This window comes from Plantibacter sp. MPB07, from assembly GCF_046619465.1.
Lineage (GTDB): Bacteria > Actinomycetota > Actinomycetes > Actinomycetales > Microbacteriaceae > Plantibacter > Plantibacter auratus.
This window is the reverse complement of the sequence record NZ_CP177043.1, coordinates 403,518-423,022: the sequence shown is the minus strand read 5'-3', so window position 1 is coordinate 423,022 and position 19,505 is coordinate 403,518. Positions and strand designations below refer to the sequence as shown.

Genomic DNA, 19,505 nt, shown 5'->3' with positions numbered 1-19,505 from the left:
GTTGCAGCACGGTGAAGCGCTCGACGGTGCTCCGGTAGCGTGAACGCATGGCAGATCGTGAGTATGGCTTCCGCACGCGTGCGATCCACGCGGGCAACATCCCCGACCAGGTGACCGGCGCACGGGCGCTGCCCATCTACCAGTCGAGCGCCTTCGTCTTCGACGACACCGCCGACGCCGCCGCGCGCTTCGCCCTGCAGAAGTACGGGAACATCTACTCCCGCCTCGCCAACCCGACGGTCGCGAGCTTCGAGGAGCGCATCGCCAGCCTCGAGGGCGGCCTCGGTGCCGTCGCGACCGCTTCCGGCCTCGCCGCGCAGTACATCACCTTCGCCTCGCTGGCCGGACAGGGCGACCACATCGTCGCCTCGGCCAACCTCTACGGCGGCTCGATCACGCAGCTCGACGTCACCCTCCGCCGGTTCGGCATCGAGACCACCTTCGTGCAGTCCTCCGACGCCGCCGACTACGCCGCCGCCATCCAGGAGAACACGAAGCTCGTCTTCGCCGAGACGGTCGCGAACCCCTCGGGCGAGATCGCCGACATCGAGGGCCTCGCCGACGTCGCGCACGCGCACGGCATTCCGCTCATCATCGACTCGACCATCGCGACGCCCTACCTCAACCGCCCGATCGAGTGGGGTGCCGACATCGTCACGCACTCGGCCACCAAGTTCCTCGGCGGCCACGGAACGACCCTCGGCGGTGTCGTCGTCGAGAGCGGGCGCTTCGACTGGAACACCGACAAGTTCCCCCTGTTCGGCCAGCCCGTCCCGAGCTACGGCGGCCTGCAGTGGTCGGGCAACTTCGGCGAGTACGCCTTCCTCACCCGGCTGCGCGCCGAGCAGCTCCGCGACATCGGTCCGGCGCTCGCTCCGCACTCGGCATTCCTCCTCGCCCAGGGGGTGGAGACGCTGCCGTTCCGGATCCAGGCCCACGTCGACAACGCGCGGATCGTCGCCGAGTGGCTCGACGCCGACCCGCGCATCGCCGCCGTCAACTGGGCCGGACTCCCGGCCCACCCGCACCACGAGCGCGCGAACAAGTACCTGCCGAAGGGGCCGGGCTCGGTCTTCAGCTTCGAGGTGAAGGGTGGCCGTCAGGTCGGCCAGAAGCTCATCGAATCCGTCGACCTCGCGAGCCACCTGGCGAACATCGGCGACGCGAAGACGCTCATCATCCACCCCGCATCGACGACGCACGCGCAGCTCTCCGACCAGCAGCTCGTCGACGCCGGTGTGCTGCCGGGCATCGTCCGGCTGAGCGTCGGTATCGAGGACCCTGACGACATCATCTACGACCTCGACCAGGCGCTCGCCGCAGCGGTGAAGGAGTAGTGGCATGAGCACTTCGACAAGCTCAGTGACCGGTGTGGACGCGACAGTGACCGGTGTGGACGCGACCGTGACCGGTGTGGATGCGACCGCGACCGTGACCGACCAGGACGCGACCGAGACGGTCCGGCTCACCAACGGTCTCACCTGCTCGCTGCCCGCCGATTCGCCGCTCGCGAAGCTGCTGCGTTCGCAGCGCACCTGGGCGGGCCCCGACGCGAAGGCTCGCCTGAAGCTCCTCCGCGAGGCGAAGTCCGTCGCGATCGTCGGCGCCTCCCCGAACCCGGCGCGTTCCTCGTACTTCGTGGGCACCTACCTGCAGCAGTCGAGCGATTTCCGGATCTATTTCGTGAACCCGAACGCCACGGAGATCCTCGGTCAGCCCGCCTACCCCGACCTCGCCTCCCTGCCGGAGGTACCCGACATCGTCGACGTCTTCCGCAAGGCGAGCGACATCCCCCAGGTCATCGACGAGGTCGTCGCCATCGGAGCACCGACGGTGTGGGTGCAGCTCGGCATCTGGAACCAGGAGGCGGCCGAGTACGGCGAGTCGAAGGGTCTGAACGTCGTGATGGACCGCTGCATCAAGGTGGAGCACGCCCGGTTCCACGGTGGCCTCCATCTGCTCGGCTTCGACACCGGCCAGATCACCGCCCGCAAGACCCTGCGCTGACGCCTCGGTTCCCTGCACTCGTCGGCAGGTCGCACTTCGACAGGCTCAGTGACCGGGACAGTACGGGATACAGCCCTGGATACACTCGTGACGTGCCTGCGTCGAACCTCCGAGTGACCGTCCTGGGGCCGGTGCTCGTCGAGGGACGCACCGGTCGGCTCGTCGAACCCGGCGGCCGGCTCGCCAAAGCGCTGGTGACGATCCTGGTGCTCGCGGACGGGCGCGCCGTGTCGACGGCCGCCCTCATCGACGAGCTGTGGGACGACGCACCGCCCGCAGGTGCCAAAGCCGCGCTGCAGACCCTGGTCTCACGGGTGCGCGCCGTGTCGGCGCCCGACCTCATCGACTCCTCGGCCGCCGGCTATCGACTGTCGATCGACCAGTCCCTGGTCGACCTCCACGTCGCCGCGCAGGCGGCCGATGCGGCGTCGACGGCCATCCGCGCCGCCGACCCGCACACCGCGGGCACGCTCGCCCGGGACGCACTCCTCCTCTGGACCGGTGATCCAGGCGCTGAAGTGGACGGCCCGCTCGGCGACGAGCTGGCGCACCGCGCGGCGCGGCTCCGCGACGACCTGCGCCGGGTGCGTGCTCAGAGCCGCCTCGAGCTCGGCGACGGCGCGGCCGTCATCACCGATCTCGAGGCGCTCGTCGCCACCGATCCACTCGACGACGCCACCCAGCTGATGCTCTTCAACGCCTACGCGCAGAGCGGACGTCGCTCCGACGCGATGCAGCTCTTCGCAGACCACCGTCACCGGCTCCGGGACGAACTCGGTGCCGACCCGACGTCGGCGCTGGTCGCGGCACACGCGGCGCTCCTGCAGGACGCCGTCGAGCCGTCTCCGCCGGCCGCCACTCCCCTGGCCGCCCGGGTCTCCAGCATGGTGCTCGGACTCCGGACGGCGCCGAACGAGCTCCTCGGTCGCGACGCCGACCTCGACGCGATCGGCACGCTCGTGTCCGAGGTCCGCCTGACCACGATCCTCGGCCCCGGTGGCCTCGGGAAGACCCGACTCGCCCAGGAGGTCGCCCGGCGTGCCACCACGACCACGCCCGGCGTCGTCGTGGTGGAACTGGCGAGCGTGCGGGACCCGGAGGATCTGCCACTCGCGGTCGCGACCGCACTCGGCATCCGCGAGGCCCCGACCCCGCGTCGGCTGAGTGAAGCGATCATGGTGCAACCGGTCGAGCTGCACGAGCGAATCATCGACAGACTCTCGGAGCGGCCGACGCTGCTCGTGATGGACAACTGCGAGCACCTCGTGGATACGGCGGCACGCTGGATCGCCGATGCGCTGGCCTGGGCCGGCGACCTCCGCGTCCTCGCGACGAGTCGGAGCCCGTTGTCGATCGCCGCCGAGCACGTCTACCAACTCGACCCGCTGGACGCTGCCGTGGACGGCACCGACCTCGAACACGCGGGCCCTGCGGTGCGGCTGTTCGTCGAGCGTGCGCGCGCCGCCCGTCCGGGACTCCATGTGCCACTCGACGTCGCAGCACGTCTCTGCGCGAGACTCGACGGCCTGCCGCTGGCGATCGAACTCGCGGCGGCGCGCACCAGATCCATGTCGGTCGAGGAGGTGGAGCGACGACTCGGGAACCGCTTCACCCTGCTGACCGCCGGTGATCGCAGTGCTCCTGAGCGCCACCGCACCCTGCTCGCCGTCATCGACTGGAGTTGGAACCTCCTGGGCGAGCACGAACGTGTCGTCCTCCGTCGCATGTCCAGGTTCCCCGACGGCTTCGATCTGGAGGCGGCTGCAGCGCTCGCCCCCGAGGTCGAGGTCGTGGAAGCGCTCGACGCGCTCGTCGGCCAGTCGTTGCTCACCGTGCAGGACGACCCGGCCACCGGGACCGTCCGATTTCGGATGCTCGAGACGGTCCGCGAGTTCGGCGCGATCAAGTCCGCCGAGGCGCACGAGGACGACCTCGTACTCGACCGCACTCGGACGTGGGCGGTCGCACTCGCGGAGACGCTCCTCCCCGCCATGCAGGGACCGCGACAGGTGGCGGCGTTCGCGCGCCTCGCCCTCGAACAGGACACCCTGGTGGACGTGCTCCGCGGGGCCGTCGCCGACGATCGCGCCGACGTCGTCGCCCCGGTCTTCGCAGGACTCGCCCTCTTCTGGACGATCCGCAGCGCGCATCAGGAGGTCCTGGTCTTCGGAACGGCCGTCCTCGACGTGCTCCGCCATCAGAACCCGGAGTCGGTGTCGACCGACACCCCGGCCATCGCCGTCGCCATCATCACCGTGACTTTCCTCGCCACCGATCCCCGGACGTCCGCGCGGGCGATCGGCGTGCTCCGCCGACTCGAACGGGTACGGACGACACAGGCCCCACGGGTGCGCGCGATGGTCAACCTGTTGCTGGTCGCGGGTCGCCCCGAACGCGCGGAGGCCCTCCTCCGCGAGTACTCCCGGTCGACCGACCCGCACGTCGCGAACCTCGGGAACCTCATGTCGGCCCAGGCGGCGGAGAACGACGGCGACCCCCGCGCCGCCGAAGCGGCCGCCCTGCGCGCGAACGACCTCTCGCTCACGCTCGGGGATGTCTGGGGCGCCGCCATGAGTGCGCACATGCTCGCCCAACTGCACAGCCAGAACGACGAGCCGGAGGAGGCGCTCGTCTGGGCGGCCCGCGCTGCCGAGGGGCTGACCGCGATCGGTGCCGAGGCGGACCTCCGTCAACTCGAGTGGCTGATCGCGATCGGTGACATCGCCCGCGGTGACCACGCCGCCGCCACCACCGTGCTCGACCGGTTCCTCTCGGACGACGTCTCGTTCTCCGCGTTCGCCCCGCTCCCCGAGCGGCGGTCGATCGGCTGGGCCGGTCTCGCCGAGATCGCGCGGGCACAGGGCGACGTCGCACGGGGAGCCGAGCTCTACGGGAAGGCGCTCGTGGCGTTCGCTCCGGGTGAGTCGCGCCGATCGCCGTGGTTCACCCTCGTCGGCTCCGCCGCGATCGCCGCCGCCGTGCTGGACGGTGTCCCGGACGCCACCGAGGTCCAGCGTCTCGTGCGGCGGGTCCGCACCCGCACCATCGCGCTGGGACGCCTCCTCCCGAACCGGTTCGACCGACCGGTGCTGGGTTCCACCGTCATCGCGCTCGGCGCCTGGTACGTCCGCTCGGAGGACGACGAGGTGCGGTTGATCGGCGCAGAGCTCATCGCGCTCGCCAGTGCGCTCGCCTCCCGTCAGGACATCCCCTCGCTCGTCCGCACACCACACGAGGCAGCAGCGGCGGCGCGACTCACGCCGACCGAGCGCGACCGCATCGCCGAGCGGTCCCTCTCCCTGCAGGCGCACGAGAGCGCCGCCAGGGCGTTCGAACTGCTCGGCAGTCCTGCCCTGGCGGCGCGCTGATCGGTCGCTGCGATCGTCTCGTCGTCAGGCGCGGCGCATGTACGCCCGCACGGTGAGCGGTGCGAAGACCGCGACGATGACGGCGGCACCGAGGAGCGCCAGCCAGGCGTCGCCGCCGAAGACACCCGTGTTCGCGAGGTCGCGGACCGCGGTCACGAGGTGCGAGACCGGGTTCACGTCCACGAAACCCTGGAGGAAGCTCGGCATCGTCTCCGGGTTCACGAAGGCGTTCGACAGGAACGTCAGCGGGAACAGGACGAGGAACGAGATGCCCTGCACGCTGCTCGCGCTCCGGGCGATGACCCCGAAGAACGCGAAGATCCAGCTGATGGCCCAGGCGCAGACGATCACGAGGAGGCCGGCGAGGGCCACGAAGCCGATGCCGCCCTCCGGCCGGTACCCCATGACGAAGCCCATCGCGAAGGTGAGCGTCGTGGCGATCGTGTAGCGCACCGTGTCGGCGAGGAGGGCACCGGCCAACGGTGCGATGCGGGCGATGGGCATCGACTTGAAGCGGTCGAACACGCCCTTGTCCATGTCCTCGCGGAGCTGGATGCCGGTCACGACCGAGGTCGTGATGACGGTCTGGACCAGGATGCCCGGGATGATGATCGGCAGATAGCTCGCGACGTCGCCGGCGATCGCGCCGCCGAAGATGTATGTGAACATCAGCGTGAAGATGATCGGCTGGACCGTCACGTCGATCAGCTGCTCGGGCGTGCGCTTGATCTTGAGCAGTCCGCGGTACGCCATGGTGAAGGAGTTGCGGACCGTCTGCGAGAGGCTGACATGGTTCCGGAGGGACCGGTCTGCGGCCGGGGTGATGGTGATCGTGCTCATGCGTGGACCTGCTCTGCGGTGTCGAGGGAATCGGTGTCGGACGTGGCGTCGGCGTCGTCCGCCTCGACGCCGTGCCCGGTGAGGGTGAGGAAGACCTCGTCGAGCGTCGGCTTCTGGACGCTCATCTCCGCGAGCCGGATCCCGGCTTCCCGGAGCGTGATGAACAAGTCGGTCACGGCGTCGGGGTCGCGCATCGGGGCCGTGATGCGGGTGGCCTCCGGCGAGACGACGGTGTCGACGCCGAGGACGCTCGAGATGACCCGTCGCGCATCCTCCAGGTCGGCGGGGTCCGCGAGCCGCAGCTGCAGCGACGACTCGCCGACGGAGGCCTTCAGCTCGTCGGAGGTGCCCTCGGCGACCACGAGACCGCGGTCGATGACGGCGATCCGGTCGGCGAGCTGGTCCGCCTCGTCGAGGTACTGGGTGGTCAGGAGGACGGTCGAGCCCGTCGCGACCAGGCGGCGGATCGTGTCCCACATCTGCGCGCGGGTCCGCGGGTCGAGGCCCGTGGTCGGCTCGTCGAGGAAGATGAGGGGCGGCTGGGCGATGAGGCTCGCCGCGAGGTCGAGACGACGACGCATGCCGCCGGAGAACTTCTTCAGGGGTCGTGACGCCGCGTCGCTCAGGCCGAACTCCTCGAGGAGTTCCGCGCTCTTGCGCTTCGCCTCCGCGCGGCCGAGTCCGAGCAGTCGCGAGAAGATGACGAGGTTCTCGGTGGCCGAGAGGTTCTCGTCGACGGACGCGAACTGCGCGGTCACGCCGATGAGCTGGCGCACGACCTGCGACTCCCGCTGGATGTCGTGTCCGAAGACGGTGGCGGTGCCGGCGTCAGGACGCAGGAGCGTCGCCAGCATGCTGATGGTGGTGGTCTTGCCGGCGCCGTTCGGGCCGAGGACGCCGTAGACGGTGCCGGTGCGGACCGAGAGGTCGACGCCGTCGACCGCCCGGTTGTCGCCGAAGGTCTTCACGAGGCCGTGGGCTTCGATCGCCCAGTCGGAGCTGATGCTCATGCGGATGCCTTTCGAAATCAGGTGTGGTCCGCCGGTGGGCGACCCGGACAACAGTGTGGGCGGGGGCACTCACGGATCGCTCACCTGCCGCTGACACCCGCTGACGGCCGCTGACACCGCACCCGGCGCCGAAGACGCTTAGAGTGAGAGGAGCCAGTCGCACCGAAGGGGGTCGTCCAGTGACCGCATACGTGTCCGCGTTCGACCTCTTCTCCATCGGGATCGGGCCGTCCAGCTCGCACACGGTCGGACCGATGCGGGCGGCCCTGGCCTTCGCCACCGGGCTCGCTGACGACGGCCTGCTCGACCGGGTCGACCGCGTCACGTGCTCGTTGTACGGATCGCTCGGCGCGACCGGCATCGGCCACGGCACCCCCGACGCTGTCGTCGCGGGACTCCAGGGGCTCACTCCCGAAGGGTGCGATCCCGCCGAGGTCCGACGGGCCTGGAGCGACCACCCCGACGGCGCCCCGCTCACGCTCGCCGGGACGCGGGCCATCGCGTTCTCGAAGGACGACGTCTCGTTCGTGCCCAGGACGAGGCTGCCGGGCCACCCGAACGCCATGACGCTGCACGCCTGGGATCAGCGGAGCGACCTCCCGGTGCGCTCCGAGACGTACTACTCGGTCGGCGGCGGCTTCATCCGTCGTGACGGCGACGACCCGAGCACGGTGCTGCCGTCGACACCCGTGCCGATGCCGTTCCGGACCGCTGAGACGCTCATCGGCCTCTGCGACGAGACAGGGCTCCCGATCGACGCGATCGCGAGACGCAACGAGGAGGCCCTGCGGTCGGCGGTCGAGGTCGACGCCGGCCTCGACGCCATCTGGACGGCCATGCACGAGTGCGTGACCGCCGGGCTCGCCGACACCGGCACACTCCCGGGCGGTCTCGGCGTCAAGCGCCGGGCGCGTGCCGTCCGTGAGCGCCTCGACGTGGCCGAGGCCGAGAGCGGGCGCGAGCTCCCCACGGAGTGGCTGCACGCGTTCGCCCTGGCGGTCAACGAGCAGAACGCCTCCGGCGGGCGGGTCGTGACCGCACCCACGAACGGGGCCGCGGGGATCATCCCGGCCGTCGGGAGCTACTACCTGCGGTTCGTGCCGGGCGCCTCGCTCGACGGCATCCGCCGGTACCTGCTCACGGCGACCGCCATCGGCTCGCTCTTCAAGGCCAACGCGTCCATCTCGGGCGCCGAGGGCGGCTGCCAGGCCGAGGTCGGATCGGCCTGCGCCATGGCCGCCGGTGCCCTGTGCGCCGTCCTCGGCGGCACACCGCGTCAGGTCGAGAACGCCGCGGAGATCGCGATGGAGCACCACCTCGGCCTCACATGCGACCCGGTGGGCGGGCTCGTCCAGGTCCCGTGCATCGAACGCAACGCGATCGCCTCCTCGACGGCCGTCAGCGCCGCACGCCTGTCGTTGCACGGCGACGGGACGCACCTGGTGTCGCTCGACACCGTGATCGAGACCATGCGCCAGACCGGCGTCGACATGTCGACGAAGTACAAGGAGACGAGCGAGGGCGGTCTCGCGGTCAACGTCATCGAGTGCTGAACCGCGGCGTCGTGTGACCGCGTGTTGCCGACCACCGTGGTCATCCGGGCCGCGGCCTCCTACGGTGGGCGCATGACCTCCACGCACGCGCTGTTCCTGGTGGACCCGCTCGTCTCCACCCAGTGGCTCGCGGACCATCTCGGCAGCGAGAGCCTCATCGTCCTCGACGCGAGTGTCGTCGAGCTGCCTGCGCCGGACGGCGGCCCGGTGCGACTGGTGAGCGGCTACGACCTGTACCTCTTCGACGGCCATGTACCCGGCGCCGTGTTCGTCGAGCTGTTAGACGCGCGTCAGGGGCTCGGAGCATCCTCACCGGACGAGGTCCGACGCGGGGCGGCGGCCATCGGCGTCACGGAGCAGCACACGGTCGTCCTGTACGACCAGCTGGACGGGCGCTCCGCCGAGCGCCTTCGTGCGGCGCTGACCGGAGCTGGATACAAGCGCGTCGCGCTCCTCGACGGCGGCCTCGGGCGCTGGCGCTCCGAAGCCCGCGAGCTGCGCTTCGGCCGACCGGACGGCACCTTCGGGGCCTGACCCACCCAGGTGTCGGGTCGACGGGTGCGCTGGTTCAGCGGGCGTCGAGCTGCGCCACATCCGTCACGGGGAGGCGGCAGACGAAGTCCCGGCAGTGGTAGGCGGTCAACCGGCCGTCCCGACTCGTCCGCTCGGCGAAGACGTCGAACCCGCTCCTCGCCCAGGCCACCGCCTGCCGCTCGGAGACCACCGCCACGACGTCGTCCCGGCGCGTCCTGACCGCGTCGCGCATCGCCCGGTCCGCCGTTGCGCGAGCCTCGTCCTCATCCGGATCCGCCCGATCCGGCCCGACGACGATCAGTTGCGACGCCGGCCCGGTGAGCGATGCCGCGAGGGCCAGACTCGCGCCGAACGCGGTCGGTGCCGACAGCGCAGCCGACGCGGCGAACCGGACCGCGCTCTCGGCGGCGTCCCGGAACCGGCCGTCTGCTGTCAGCTGGAACAGCAGCAGCGACGCGCGTCCGAGCGAGGAGATCCCCGAGGGATACGCGCCCTCCGACGGGTCGCCGTCGATCCGCATGCCCTGGGCCGACAGCACCGGGTCGCCACCACCGGGCAGGATGAAGCCGGCCACCGTGGCGGAGGCGTCGGTCACGGTCTCGTCAGTCACGGTCTCGTCCGGCAAGCACCGGTCGACGAGGTCGCGGGCGACCTCCGCGTAGCGGACCTCGCCCGTCGCGAGGCCGAGGCGCAGGAGCCCCTCCGCGAGCATCCCGTAGTCCTCGAGGGCCGCAGCCGCACCCGACCGCCGTTCGTCGAGCGAAGCCCGGGCGAGCGTGCCGTCTGAGGCGAGGTGGTTCTCGACCACCGCGTCCGCCGCCCACCTCGCTGATTCGATCCATTCGGGGCGGTCGAAGACCGTCGAGGCCTCCGCCAGCGCACCGATCGCGAGCCCGTTCCAACCGGTGAGCACCTTGCGGTCAACGGCCGGCGGGGTCAGCATCGCCCGGCCGTCGGCATCGCGTCGATAGTAGCCACCTTCGGATCCGATGCCGTCGACGACGCTCTCGGAGTCCTGCGCCGACCCGAAGCCGCCGCTCGGCTGCTGCAGCGTGCCGATGAGGAACTCGGCGATCCCGGCGGCGACACTGGCCGCCCACGAGCTCGGGCGCTCGGCCCAGGCCCGCGTGTACGCGGTGAGCAGGAGCGCATTGTCGGTCAGCATGCGTTCGTAGTGCGGCTCGGTCCAGTCCCGATTGACGGCGTATCGGAAGAACCCGCCTTCGACCGGATCCCGGAGCGCCGAGGCCCCCATCGTCCTGAGGGTGCGTTGCGCGAGGTCGACACCGCGGCGGGCGACCTCCCCCTCGCGCGGCGTCAGCAGGAAGTCGAACAGCGGGGCCATCGGGAACTTCGGAGCCGTGCCGAAGCCGCCGAGCTCCTGGTCCTCCAGCGCCTCGACCGCCACGATCGACGCGTCGAGGTCTCCGGGTTCCGGCAGTGGGGCGTCATCCGTGGACGACATCGTCTCGGCGATCGCGCGCGCGAGTCCGTCGGCGCTCGCGACGACCTGCTCCCGTCGCTCGGTCCACGCGACGCGGACGGCCTCGAGCACCTGCGGGAACGAGGGATGCCCGCGGAGCGGGACGGGAGGCGAGTAGGTCCCCGCGTGGAAGACGTGTCCGCGCGGCGTCACGAACACGTTCAGCGGCCAGCCCAGGTCACGGGTGAACGCGCCGGCGGCGGCGAGGTACCTGGCGTCGACGTCGGGATGCTCCTCGCGGTCCACCTTCACCGCCACGAAATCGCGGCGGAGGAGCTCGGCGATGTGCTCGTCCGAGAACGACTCGCGTGCCATGACGTGACACCAGTGACACGTCGAGTAGCCGATCGAGACGAGCAGGGGGACGTCACGACGGGCCGCTTCGGCGAAGGCCTCCGGCCCCCAGGGGTACCAGTCGACCGGCTGCTCGGCGTGCGAGCGGAGGTACGGGCTCATCGCCTCGGCGAGCCGGTTCGTCATGCGGGATCCGTGGCCCGGGACCTACTGGCCGAGCGGCAGTCGCTCGCCCGCCGTGATCCGCGTGCGGAGCCGGTTGTTCGGCGCAGGCAGCGGGCACACGTAGTGGTCGCTGAACGCGCACGGCGGCAGGTACGCGCGGTTGAAGTCGACGAGGACGTGGCCGTCCGCGGTCGGGGCCGGCATGCTGATGAACCGGAACCGGTAGCTCTCGTCGCCACTCGTGCCGTCGGAGAAGACCGCCCAGAGTCCGTTCGGGCCGCCCGTGACCGTCAGCGAGACCGCTTCATCACCGAGCTCGAACTCGACCCGGCCGACAGGGGTCTCGGTCGTGACGTGGCCGTCGATCGACTCGGTCTCGACCGTGACGTCCGGGGACGGCACGAACCGCGCCGGCCGGATCCAGGCGACGTCGGGGGCGAACGCGCTGATGCCCGCGAGCGAGGTCCGCGTCGGCGCCTCCGGGTCGAGCACGCGGAGGGCGTAGACGCCGTCTCGCTCCATACCTCGGAGGAGCGCGTCGCCGAAGTGCAGTTCGTCACCGTGGACCAGCTCGACGCGGTCGGTCATGATCTGCGCGCCACTCGGCGTGGTCAGTCCGGTGCCCGTGAGCCGCTCACCGACGATGCCGGTCGCGTCCGCACGCCAGGTGCCTGGCGCGCCCTCGAGAGCGGTCGCCTCCTCGGTCAGCCAGTGGGTGAACCGGAGGGCGGCAATACCGTGGGGTGCTCGGACGGAACGCTCGCGAGCGGTGTGCCAGGCGGTCCAGGACGCGATGAACTCTGCGGGGGTCTCGGAACTCATACCCTGACGCTATCAACTCCTCAGGTGTCGGAGACCCCCCTGGACATCCGGCTGCAGCCGGATGCGCTCCCCGCGAACAGCGCGATGGCGCCGCCCGGAGAACCGGACGACGCCATCGACGTGTGGCTGCTGCTCAGCTGAAGAGTTTCTTGTCCTTCAGCCAGTCGGCCGCGAGGGTCTTCGGAGCGGCCTTCTCGTCGCCCTGGTTGCGGGCGTTGAGCTCGATGAGGTCCTCGGTGGTCAGCTCCGCGGACACGGCGTTCAAGACCTCCTTGACCTTGTCGCTGGCCTTGGCCGAGTTGATCAGCGGCAGGACGTTCTGCGGGAGGATCAGGTTCTCCGGGTCCTCGAGCGTGACGAAGTCGTTCTCGGTGATCGACGGGGTCGTGGTGTAGATGTCGGCGAGCTGGACCGTGCCGTCGAGCAGGGCCGCGGTGGTCTGTGCGCCGCCGCCGTCGCTGATCGGGACGAAGGTGAGCTTGTCGGCGGGGACGCCGTACACCTCGGTCAGGCCCTTCGGGCCGTACGGGCGCTCAGCCAACTCGGGTGCGCCGCCGATGGCCAGCGGGATCGTGAGGGCCGCGAGGTCGGCGAGGCTCGTGACGTTGTTCGCCTCGCTGAACTCCTTCGTGACGTTGTAGGAGTCCTTGTCCTCCGCCTTGGACTGGTCGAGGACCTCGTAGCCCTTCGGCGTGGCCTCCTGGAGGGCGGAGTAGACCTCGTCGCTCGACGTGGCCGTGGCGGAGTCGTCGAAGAACTGCAGCAGGTTGCCGCTGTAGTCGGGGACGAGGTCGATCGAGCCGTCTTCGAGCGCTGCGATGTAGACGTCGCGCGCGCCGATGTTGAGGGACTCGGCCGTCTTGATGTCGTTGGCCTCGAGCGCCTGGATGTAGATCTGGGCGATGATCTCCGACTCGGGGAATCCGGCGGAGCCGACCGTGATCGTGTCGGATGCCGCGGTCTCCCCGGCGGTCGGGTCGCCGGCGGAGCAGGCGCTGAGCGCGAGGGCCGCGACGGCGGTCGCGGCGATGCCGACGGCGAGGCGTCGACCCTGTCGAACTGTGAACATGGTGTTTCCTATCTGTGATGGGCGAGAACGGTGGTGCCGTTGTGGGTCTGGGAGCCGGGCGGTGCTGTCACCCGGGATGATGGGACGCGTCAGTTGTTGCGGTATGCCGCGGTCTGCATGTTCGCCTCCGCTTCTGCGACGACGGGGTCTGGTGCGGTGGACCGGTCGTCGCCGGTGGTGGCGTGACCCCGGGTCTCGTCGACCCGCGTGTGGGTCGCCTGGACACCGCGCGGCACGACCGCGCGCTGCAGCAGCGAGAAGACGCCCTCGAGGATGAGGGCGAGCACGATGATGATGATCGAGCCGGCGAGCATCTGCGCGTAGTCGCGTACCGGGAGGCCGTCGAGGATGTAGCGACCGAGACCGGGGCCGTTGGTGAGGAACGCGACGACGGTGGCGGTCGCGATCGTCTGCAGGACCGCCGAGCGGACGCCACCGATCATGAGCGGGAGGGCGAGCGGGATCTCCACCTTGCCGAGGATCTGCCACTCGTTCATCCCGACGGCGCGCGCGGCGTCGATGGTCTGGCGGTCGATCGACTCGACCCCGCCGTACGCACCGGCCAGGACGGGCGGGACGGCGAGCACGACGAGTGCGGTGATCGCGGGGACGAGACTCGTGCTTGAGAAGCCCCACCCGAGCGTGATGAGCGCGAGGAGTGAGAGCAGACCGAGGGTCGGCAGCGCCCGGAGCGCGCCGGTGATCGCGACCGCGATCTCCCGTCCCTTCCCGGTGTGCCCGATGAGGAGCCCGAGCGGGATCGCGATGACGCAGGCGATGAGGACGGTCAGGCCGGTCACGGCCAGGTGCTGGAGCACCCGCACGGGGATGCCGCCTGGGCCCTCCCAGTGCGCGGGGTCGAAGATCCAGGCGAAGGCGGCGAGGAAGTTGATCATGCTGCTCCTCCCCCGGCGGTCGCCAGCTCACGGGCTTCGGTGGCCGCGCGACGACGACGGATCGCGCCTTTCGAGCTGATCCGCGTCCACGGCATGAGGAGTCGGCCGAGGAGCACCAGCAGGACGTCGAACACGATCGCGATCACGACCGTCCCGACGATGCCGGTCAGGATCTCGATCGGGAACTGCCGGTTGTAGCCGTCGGTGAAGAGGTAGCCGAGGTTCGTGACGCCGATGAGGGCGCCGACGCTCAGCAGGCTGATCGTGCTCGCGGAGACCACCCGGATGCCGGCGAGCATGAGCGGACCCGCAAGCGGGAACTCGACCCGCCAGAACCGCTGGCCGGTGGAGAACCCCACGGCCTGTGCCGACTGCCGCACCCCGGCGTCGACGGCGTCGAGCGCGTCGGCGACCGTGCGGACGAGCAGGGCCACGGCGTAGATGGTGAGCGCGATCACGACGTTCGCCGGATCGAGGATCTTCGTGCCGATGAGGGACGGCATGAGGACGAACAGCGGCAAGGACGGGATCGCGTAGAGGATGCCGCTCAGTGTGAGCAGCACGCCACGCGACCACCGGTACCGGTGTGCGAGCCAGCCGAGGGGGAGGGAGATGAGGAACCCCAGGATGATCGGGGGCAGGCTCAGCTGGACATGGGTGAGGGTGAGGTCCCAGATCATGTCCCAGTTCGCGATGACCCAGCTCATGTGGATGCGCCGTCCTTCCGGACGTCCAGGCCAGGGCGGTCGCCTGCGCCGGGCCCGGCTCCGAGGACGCCGGCGGGGCGGCCCGACTCGTCGACGACCACGTCGCGTCCGTCGACGCGCTCGACGTGGAGCGTCCGCTGGCCACGATCGGCGCCGATGAACTGGGCGACGAAGTCGTCGGCAGGGTTGGCGACGATCTCGGCCGGCGTGCCGACCTGGGCGATGTGGCCACCCTTCTGCAGGATGACGACCTGGTCGCCGAGGAGGAAGGCCTCGTCGATGTCGTGGGTGACGAACACGATCGTCTTCGCGATGTCGCGCTGCAGTCGGAGCAGCTCCCGCTGCAGCTCGGCACGCACGAGCGGGTCGACGGCGCCGAACGGCTCGTCCATCAGCAGGATGTTCGGGTCGATCGCGAGGCCTCGTGCCACGCCGACGCGCTGCTGCTGGCCGCCGGACAACTGACTCGGGTACCGGTCGGCGAGCGCGCGGTCGAGTCCGACGGTGTCGAGGAGGGTGAGGGCGTCCGCCCGGGCCTGCTTCTTGTTGACGCCGGTGAGCATGGGCACCGTGGCCACGTTGTCGATCACGGTGCGGTGCGGGAGGAGACCGGAGTTCTGCATGACATAGCCGATGCGGCGACGGAGACGGACCGGGTCGACGGCGGAGACGACCTCGTCGTCGATGACGATGCGTCCCTCGCTCGGATCGACCATGCGGTTGATCATCCGCAGGAGCGTGGTCTTGCCGCAGCCTGAGGACCCGACGAAGACCGTGGTGGACCGCGACGGGATCGTGAGGGAGAAGTCGTCGACCGCGAGGGTGCCGTCGTCGAAGCGCTTGGAGACGTGTTCGAAGGAGATCATGCTGGACCGATGCCTCTTCTCTGCACGGCTGTTCGTGACAGGTCGTCTTCCAAGGGTCGTCGCCGCCGCGGTCGGTGGCTCGCTGAACGTCTCTCGGTCGGTGGTCCGAACCTACCGGAGGGCACTGACATCGCCCACCCCCTCGACACGTGTCGAAATACATGGCATGCGACGACGTGGGTGCGCCCTCGCACGTTCGCCGGCCGGCCGCCGTCGCTCAGGATCGGTCGACGCCCAACGCGGCGAGCGCCGCCGTGACGAGCTGCTGACCGTGCAGCTCCTGCTCGATCGCCGACCGGAGGCCGGCGTGGGCGACGGAGAACCCGACCGACCATCCGTCGTGCTCCGCCGGGCCGAGCGCGTCCGCCGCGACGACCGCCTCGACCGCCAGCACGTCCGCGAGGAGGGCGGTCGAGCGTTCCAGCAGTCGCAGCGAGGTCCCGGCGAAGGAGGCCGGGTCGTCCGAGTCCTCGTCCGGCACGCCGGCGGTGACGACCGGGGTCGCGAGCACACGCAGTTCAGCGACGAGGTCCGCCGCCGACTGACCGAGCCGACCCGGTACGAGCCCGTGCCCGGTCCCCCTCGGGTCGACCCCGCCTCCGGCGATGCGTCCGAGCCGTCGCTCGGCGGCAGCAGCGGTGTGCGCGATGGCCGCGCGCAGCCCGTCGAAGGCGCGGGCGAGCCGGGCGCCATGCAGCAACCCGCCGGTCCTCAGGACACCCGATGCCTGATCGACGAGTGGATCCTCCGAGGCCGTTCCGAGCGTCGCTTCCACGAGCTGGACGGCCGCCGTGACCTCGTCCGCGAGGGCACCGTTGATCTGCGGGGTCGCGCGGAGCCGCAGTCCGTCCAGGTCCCGTCCGCCGCGCGCACCCCGCGGGCCGACCGGCGTCGCCAACAACTCGGAGATCCGCTCGCCGCTGGCCCGGGTACCCGCCGACGGGCTACCGGCGAGGACCCTCGCGTCGAACGCCGGTCCTCGCCCGCCGAGCCCGGACCGCGCAGCGGCCCGCGACGAGAGCGCGCTCGTGGTGTCCGCCAGTCGGCTGAGCGCGCCGAGCCGGTGGAGTGCGAGCGCACCGACGCCGAGGGAGTAGGCGTTGTGGTGGACGAACGCCAAGCCCTCGTGCACAGCGAGGTCGAGCGGTGCGAGCCCGACCCGCGACAGAGCGACCTGGGCGGAGAGCCGCTCACCCGCGAGGACCGCTTCCCCCTGCCCGATCACGAGCGTCGCGACGGACGCCAGGTGGGTCTCGTCGCCGTCGCCGAGGGAGCCGACGGACGGGATCACCGGGGTCACCCCACGGTTGAGGAGCTCCGCGACGAACACGGCCGTCTCGAGGCGGATCCCGGATGCGCCACGGGTCCATCCGGCGAGCCGGGCGGCGACCACCGCCCGAGCACGGTCCACCGAGAGCGGCAGTCCGATGCCGCCACGGCGGTCATGGACGACACGCTCCTCCACCGCCGAGGCATCGAGCGTCGCGGTGCGCGGAGCCGCTCGTCCCCCGGCGGGACCAGGGATCCGTGGACCCTGGGACCGAGGGCCCGGCGCACCGACTCCGATCGGCGTCGTCTGCCGGTCGACGACGGCCCGGCCGGCGCCGATGCGGTCGAGCGCCGGGGTGTCGAGGACGACGATGGCGTCGTCGCGGGACACGGCCACGAGGTCGTCGACCGAGATCGGGCCGATGCCGAACACGACCGGGGCTCCCATCAGTGCGCGCCCGTCGATCGGTCGGCGGCGTTCGTCTGGTCTGCGCTGTTGGACACGGGTCGCTCCATCCGCTCGTCATGGGCCGTGGTCCGGCCGGGATGGACGTCAGCGTACGAGCGCCTGGCGGCCGGTGCACGGTGTGTGTCGACGTGTGACAGAACACGGGAACGGCCGGTGCTCGGCGAGTCGTCCGTCGACCTCAGCGGTAGCGGCGGCCCTCGTCGCGGCGGTAAAGAGCGAGGACCACGACGGTCAGGACGAGCGTCCAGACCAGGACGCCGACCCACGACCACCACGGCAACTCGCCACCCTGGACCGCCCAGACGACGAGCTCCCGGGTCTGGCGGCTCGGGAGGAACATCGACAGCCGGTCGAGCCACGGGGCGAAGAGGAACGGTGGGATGAACAGTCCGCCGGCGAAGGCCAGCGAGAACATGACCACCTGCACCACAGCGATCGCGGCCTTGCTGGGGAGGGCGTACCCGATCGCGGTGCCCAGGAGCATGAACGGCAGGGCACCCACCAGGAGCGCCACGATGCCACCGAGCAGTCCTGTCGGAGTCGTCGTGGCGGCGGTCAGGAGCGCACCGAGCACGACGACCGGTATGACGGCCGCGAACCCGAGGAGACCGACCGAGCACAGGTGCGAGAGGACACGGGCGACACCCGTCACCGGAAGGGTGCGGAGGTACGGATCCCACGCCTGCTCCCTCGCCTGGGCGATGGTCAGCCCGAAGCCGAACAGGGAGTTGGCGAGCACCGCGAAGACGATGAGGGAGATGACCGCCTGGGTCGCGATGACCGGATCGCCGGCGACCTGCGCCTGCGGGACGACGAAGAACAGCAGCGAGAGCGCGGGGAAGACGAGCGAGCCGATCAGCGCGATCGGGACGCGTACTGTCTCGAGCAGGGAGTAACGCGCATGCAGGGCGGTGAGCTGGAGTGTGGTGGCCATCAGGCGGCGCTCCGTTCGACGTCCGCCCGGGCACCCGCGGTGAGGGTCAGGAACGCCTCCTCGAGGGTCGCTCCGCGCACGGCGAGATCGGTGAACGGGACCTCGGACCGGATGAGATCGCGCACGAACGCGTCGGCGTCGCGGACGTCCAGTTCGACGGCGTCACCGTCCCGACTCGCCTGGACGACCCCGGCGAGCCGCTCCACCGCTCCGGGGTCGGTGCTCCGCAGCCGCACCCGGTGGATGCCGACGAGCCCGAGCACGTCGCGCAGTGAGGCATCGGTGATGACCCGTCCACCACCCAGCACCACGACGCGCTCGGCGAGCGCTTCGATCTCCTCGAGGTAGTGACTGGTGAGGACGATCGTCGCCCCGAGCTCGTGTTGCCGGCGGATCGCGTCCCAGAGGGTCCGGCGGGCGTCGACGTCGAGGCCCGTCGTCGGCTCGTCGAGGAGCACGAGACGCGGTCTGCCGACGAACGCGAGTGCGACCGCGAGGCGGCGCTGCTGGCCGCCCGAGAGCGAGCCCGTCTGGCGTCGGAGGAGATCGCCGAAACCGAACTGCTCCGCCAGGGCGGCCGTCGGCACGCGGTCCGCGAAGTGCCGTCCGACGAAGTCGACGACCTCTCCCACCCGGAGCGTGGGCGGCAGTGCCGTCTCCTGCGGTGTCGATCCAAGCCGCGTGCGGTTGACCGCTTGGGCGGGATCGCCGCCGAAGAGCGTCACCGTGCCGGTCGTCGGACGTCGGGTGCCCTGCAGCAGGGACAGCACGGTGGACTTGCCGGCGCCGTTGGGGCCGAGGAGCCCGACGAGCGAACCCGGCTCGATCCGGAGGTCGACGTCGTCCAGCGCGGTCACCTCGCCGTAGCGTCGTGTCACGCCCTCGAGGGTGGCCAGTGGTGTGATCGTCATGATGTCCCCGTTCCCGACGCGCCGCCGAGCATCGCTCGGAGACCGGTCATGTAGTCCTCGAACGCGCGGCGCCCGAGCGTGGTGAGTTCCAGGTAGGTGACCGGAGTGCGTCCCCGGTGGGTCTTCGTGACGAGGACGTAGGCGCCGTCCTCGAGTTTCCGCAGGTGTGTGGACAGGTTCCCGGCGGTCATGTCGAGCATCTCCTGCAGGCGGGGGAACGACATGCTGCTGTCCGCATCGATCGCCGCGAGCGTCGACATGATGCGCAGGCGGGCTTGAGCGTGGATGAGGGGGTCGAGTTCGTCCAT

The 19,505-nt window shown here is 70.6% G+C and carries 17 protein-coding genes; 5 read left to right on the top strand and 12 right to left on the bottom strand.

What is annotated here, in order from left to right; genetic code table 11:
• The first annotated feature begins 47 nt into the window (after positions 1-47).
• The 3 genes from ACLIME_RS02000 (at position 48) to ACLIME_RS01990 (ending at position 5,375) form a co-directional block, all read left to right on the top strand.
• Complete coding sequence (locus ACLIME_RS02000; RefSeq protein WP_079705440.1) at positions 48-1,337, top strand: O-acetylhomoserine aminocarboxypropyltransferase/cysteine synthase family protein; 1,290 nt, start codon at positions 48-50, stop codon at positions 1,335-1,337.
• Between the two features lie 178 nt (positions 1,338-1,515).
• Positions 1,516-2,007 carry a CoA-binding protein gene (locus ACLIME_RS01995; protein WP_234993988.1) on the top strand — a complete coding sequence of 164 codons (492 nt, stop codon included), beginning with the start codon at positions 1,516-1,518 and terminating at the stop codon, positions 2,005-2,007.
• Positions 2,008-2,099: 92 nt separating this feature from the next.
• Positions 2,100-5,375, top strand: a complete 3,276-nt coding sequence (locus tag ACLIME_RS01990) for a BTAD domain-containing putative transcriptional regulator (RefSeq protein WP_411558081.1) — start codon at positions 2,100-2,102, stop codon at positions 5,373-5,375.
• Positions 5,376-5,399: 24 nt separating this feature from the next.
• Here ACLIME_RS01990 and ACLIME_RS01985 read toward each other — a convergent pair whose 3' ends face one another.
• Positions 5,400-6,215, bottom strand: coding sequence for an ABC transporter permease (locus ACLIME_RS01985; protein ID WP_064296503.1), 816 nt, complete (start codon positions 6,213-6,215; stop codon positions 5,400-5,402).
• On the bottom strand, positions 6,212-7,225 hold the full coding sequence (locus ACLIME_RS01980) for an ATP-binding cassette domain-containing protein (RefSeq protein ID WP_085510429.1): 1,014 nt from the start codon (positions 7,223-7,225) through the stop codon (positions 6,212-6,214). Before ACLIME_RS01980 ends, ACLIME_RS01985 begins: the two co-directional genes overlap by 4 nt.
• A gap of 179 nt (positions 7,226-7,404) precedes the next feature.
• Here ACLIME_RS01980 and ACLIME_RS01975 point away from each other — a divergent pair, with 179 nt between their 5' ends.
• On the top strand, positions 7,405-8,778 hold the full coding sequence (locus tag ACLIME_RS01975; RefSeq protein WP_194601942.1) for an L-serine ammonia-lyase: 1,374 nt from the start codon (positions 7,405-7,407) through the stop codon (positions 8,776-8,778).
• Positions 8,779-8,850: 72 nt separating this feature from the next.
• Complete coding sequence (locus ACLIME_RS01970; protein ID WP_411558080.1) at positions 8,851-9,312, top strand: rhodanese-like domain-containing protein; 462 nt, start codon at positions 8,851-8,853, stop codon at positions 9,310-9,312.
• A gap of 34 nt (positions 9,313-9,346) precedes the next feature.
• Here the strand turns inward: ACLIME_RS01970 and ACLIME_RS01965 are convergent, their stop codons facing one another.
• The 10 genes from ACLIME_RS01965 to ACLIME_RS01920 all read right to left on the bottom strand — a co-directional run bounded on the left by ACLIME_RS01965 (position 9,347) and on the right by ACLIME_RS01920 (position 19,505).
• Positions 9,347-11,275, bottom strand: coding sequence for a thioredoxin domain-containing protein (locus tag ACLIME_RS01965; protein ID WP_411558079.1), 1,929 nt, complete (start codon positions 11,273-11,275; stop codon positions 9,347-9,349).
• A 21-nt stretch (positions 11,276-11,296) separates the two neighbouring features.
• Positions 11,297-12,076, bottom strand: a complete 780-nt coding sequence (locus tag ACLIME_RS01960) for a DUF1684 domain-containing protein (protein WP_079705432.1) — start codon at positions 12,074-12,076, stop codon at positions 11,297-11,299.
• A gap of 133 nt (positions 12,077-12,209) precedes the next feature.
• Complete coding sequence (locus tag ACLIME_RS01955; protein WP_079705431.1) at positions 12,210-13,145, bottom strand: ABC transporter substrate-binding protein; 936 nt, start codon at positions 13,143-13,145, stop codon at positions 12,210-12,212.
• 89 nt (positions 13,146-13,234) lie between these two features.
• Positions 13,235-14,041 carry an ABC transporter permease gene (locus tag ACLIME_RS01950; RefSeq protein WP_079705430.1) on the bottom strand — a complete coding sequence of 269 codons (807 nt, stop codon included), beginning with the start codon at positions 14,039-14,041 and terminating at the stop codon, positions 13,235-13,237.
• Positions 14,038-14,748 carry an ABC transporter permease gene (locus ACLIME_RS01945; protein WP_079705429.1) on the bottom strand — a complete coding sequence of 237 codons (711 nt, stop codon included), beginning with the start codon at positions 14,746-14,748 and terminating at the stop codon, positions 14,038-14,040. Before ACLIME_RS01945 ends, ACLIME_RS01950 begins: the two co-directional genes overlap by 4 nt.
• Positions 14,745-15,614 (bottom strand): ABC transporter ATP-binding protein, encoded by an 870-nt coding sequence (locus tag ACLIME_RS01940; protein ID WP_137242033.1) that lies wholly within the window; start codon positions 15,612-15,614, stop codon positions 14,745-14,747. Before ACLIME_RS01940 ends, ACLIME_RS01945 begins: the two co-directional genes overlap by 4 nt.
• Positions 15,615-15,831: 217 nt before the next feature.
• Complete coding sequence (locus ACLIME_RS01935; RefSeq protein ID WP_159878117.1) at positions 15,832-17,331, bottom strand: aromatic amino acid lyase; 1,500 nt, start codon at positions 17,329-17,331, stop codon at positions 15,832-15,834.
• Positions 17,332-17,530: 199 nt separating this feature from the next.
• Positions 17,531-18,286 carry an ABC transporter permease gene (locus ACLIME_RS01930; protein ID WP_411558078.1) on the bottom strand — a complete coding sequence of 252 codons (756 nt, stop codon included), beginning with the start codon at positions 18,284-18,286 and terminating at the stop codon, positions 17,531-17,533.
• Positions 18,286-19,197 (bottom strand): ABC transporter ATP-binding protein, encoded by a 912-nt coding sequence (locus ACLIME_RS01925; RefSeq protein WP_411558077.1) that lies wholly within the window; start codon positions 19,195-19,197, stop codon positions 18,286-18,288. Before ACLIME_RS01925 ends, ACLIME_RS01930 begins: the two co-directional genes overlap by 1 nt.
• Positions 19,194-19,505, bottom strand: a complete 312-nt coding sequence (locus ACLIME_RS01920) for a transcriptional regulator (protein WP_064296516.1) — start codon at positions 19,503-19,505, stop codon at positions 19,194-19,196. Before ACLIME_RS01920 ends, ACLIME_RS01925 begins: the two co-directional genes overlap by 4 nt.

What these genes read in the sequence shown, in the direction of transcription:
- ACLIME_RS02000 (WP_079705440.1), top strand. Translation starts at nt 48, where the DNA reads ATGGCAGATCGTGAGTATGGCTTCCGCACGCGTGCGATCCACGCGGGC.
- ACLIME_RS01985 (WP_064296503.1), bottom strand. Translation starts at nt 6,215, where the DNA reads ATGAGCACGATCACCATCACCCCGGCCGCAGACCGGTCCCTCCGGAAC.
- ACLIME_RS01980 (WP_085510429.1), bottom strand. Translation starts at nt 7,225, where the DNA reads ATGAGCATCAGCTCCGACTGGGCGATCGAAGCCCACGGCCTCGTGAAG.
- ACLIME_RS01970 (WP_411558080.1), top strand. Translation starts at nt 8,851, where the DNA reads ATGACCTCCACGCACGCGCTGTTCCTGGTGGACCCGCTCGTCTCCACC.
- ACLIME_RS01965 (WP_411558079.1), bottom strand. Translation starts at nt 11,275, where the DNA reads ATGACGAACCGGCTCGCCGAGGCGATGAGCCCGTACCTCCGCTCGCAC.
- ACLIME_RS01960 (WP_079705432.1), bottom strand. Translation starts at nt 12,076, where the DNA reads ATGAGTTCCGAGACCCCCGCAGAGTTCATCGCGTCCTGGACCGCCTGG.
- ACLIME_RS01955 (WP_079705431.1), bottom strand. Translation starts at nt 13,145, where the DNA reads ATGTTCACAGTTCGACAGGGTCGACGCCTCGCCGTCGGCATCGCCGCG.
- ACLIME_RS01950 (WP_079705430.1), bottom strand. Translation starts at nt 14,041, where the DNA reads ATGATCAACTTCCTCGCCGCCTTCGCCTGGATCTTCGACCCCGCGCAC.
- ACLIME_RS01945 (WP_079705429.1), bottom strand. Translation starts at nt 14,748, where the DNA reads ATGAGCTGGGTCATCGCGAACTGGGACATGATCTGGGACCTCACCCTC.
- ACLIME_RS01940 (WP_137242033.1), bottom strand. Translation starts at nt 15,614, where the DNA reads ATGATCTCCTTCGAACACGTCTCCAAGCGCTTCGACGACGGCACCCTC.
- ACLIME_RS01935 (WP_159878117.1), bottom strand. Translation starts at nt 17,331, where the DNA reads ATGGGAGCCCCGGTCGTGTTCGGCATCGGCCCGATCTCGGTCGACGAC.
- ACLIME_RS01930 (WP_411558078.1), bottom strand. Translation starts at nt 18,286, where the DNA reads ATGGCCACCACACTCCAGCTCACCGCCCTGCATGCGCGTTACTCCCTG.
- ACLIME_RS01925 (WP_411558077.1), bottom strand. Translation starts at nt 19,197, where the DNA reads ATGACGATCACACCACTGGCCACCCTCGAGGGCGTGACACGACGCTAC.
- ACLIME_RS01920 (WP_064296516.1), bottom strand. Translation starts at nt 19,505, where the DNA reads ATGGACGAACTCGACCCCCTCATCCACGCTCAAGCCCGCCTGCGCATC.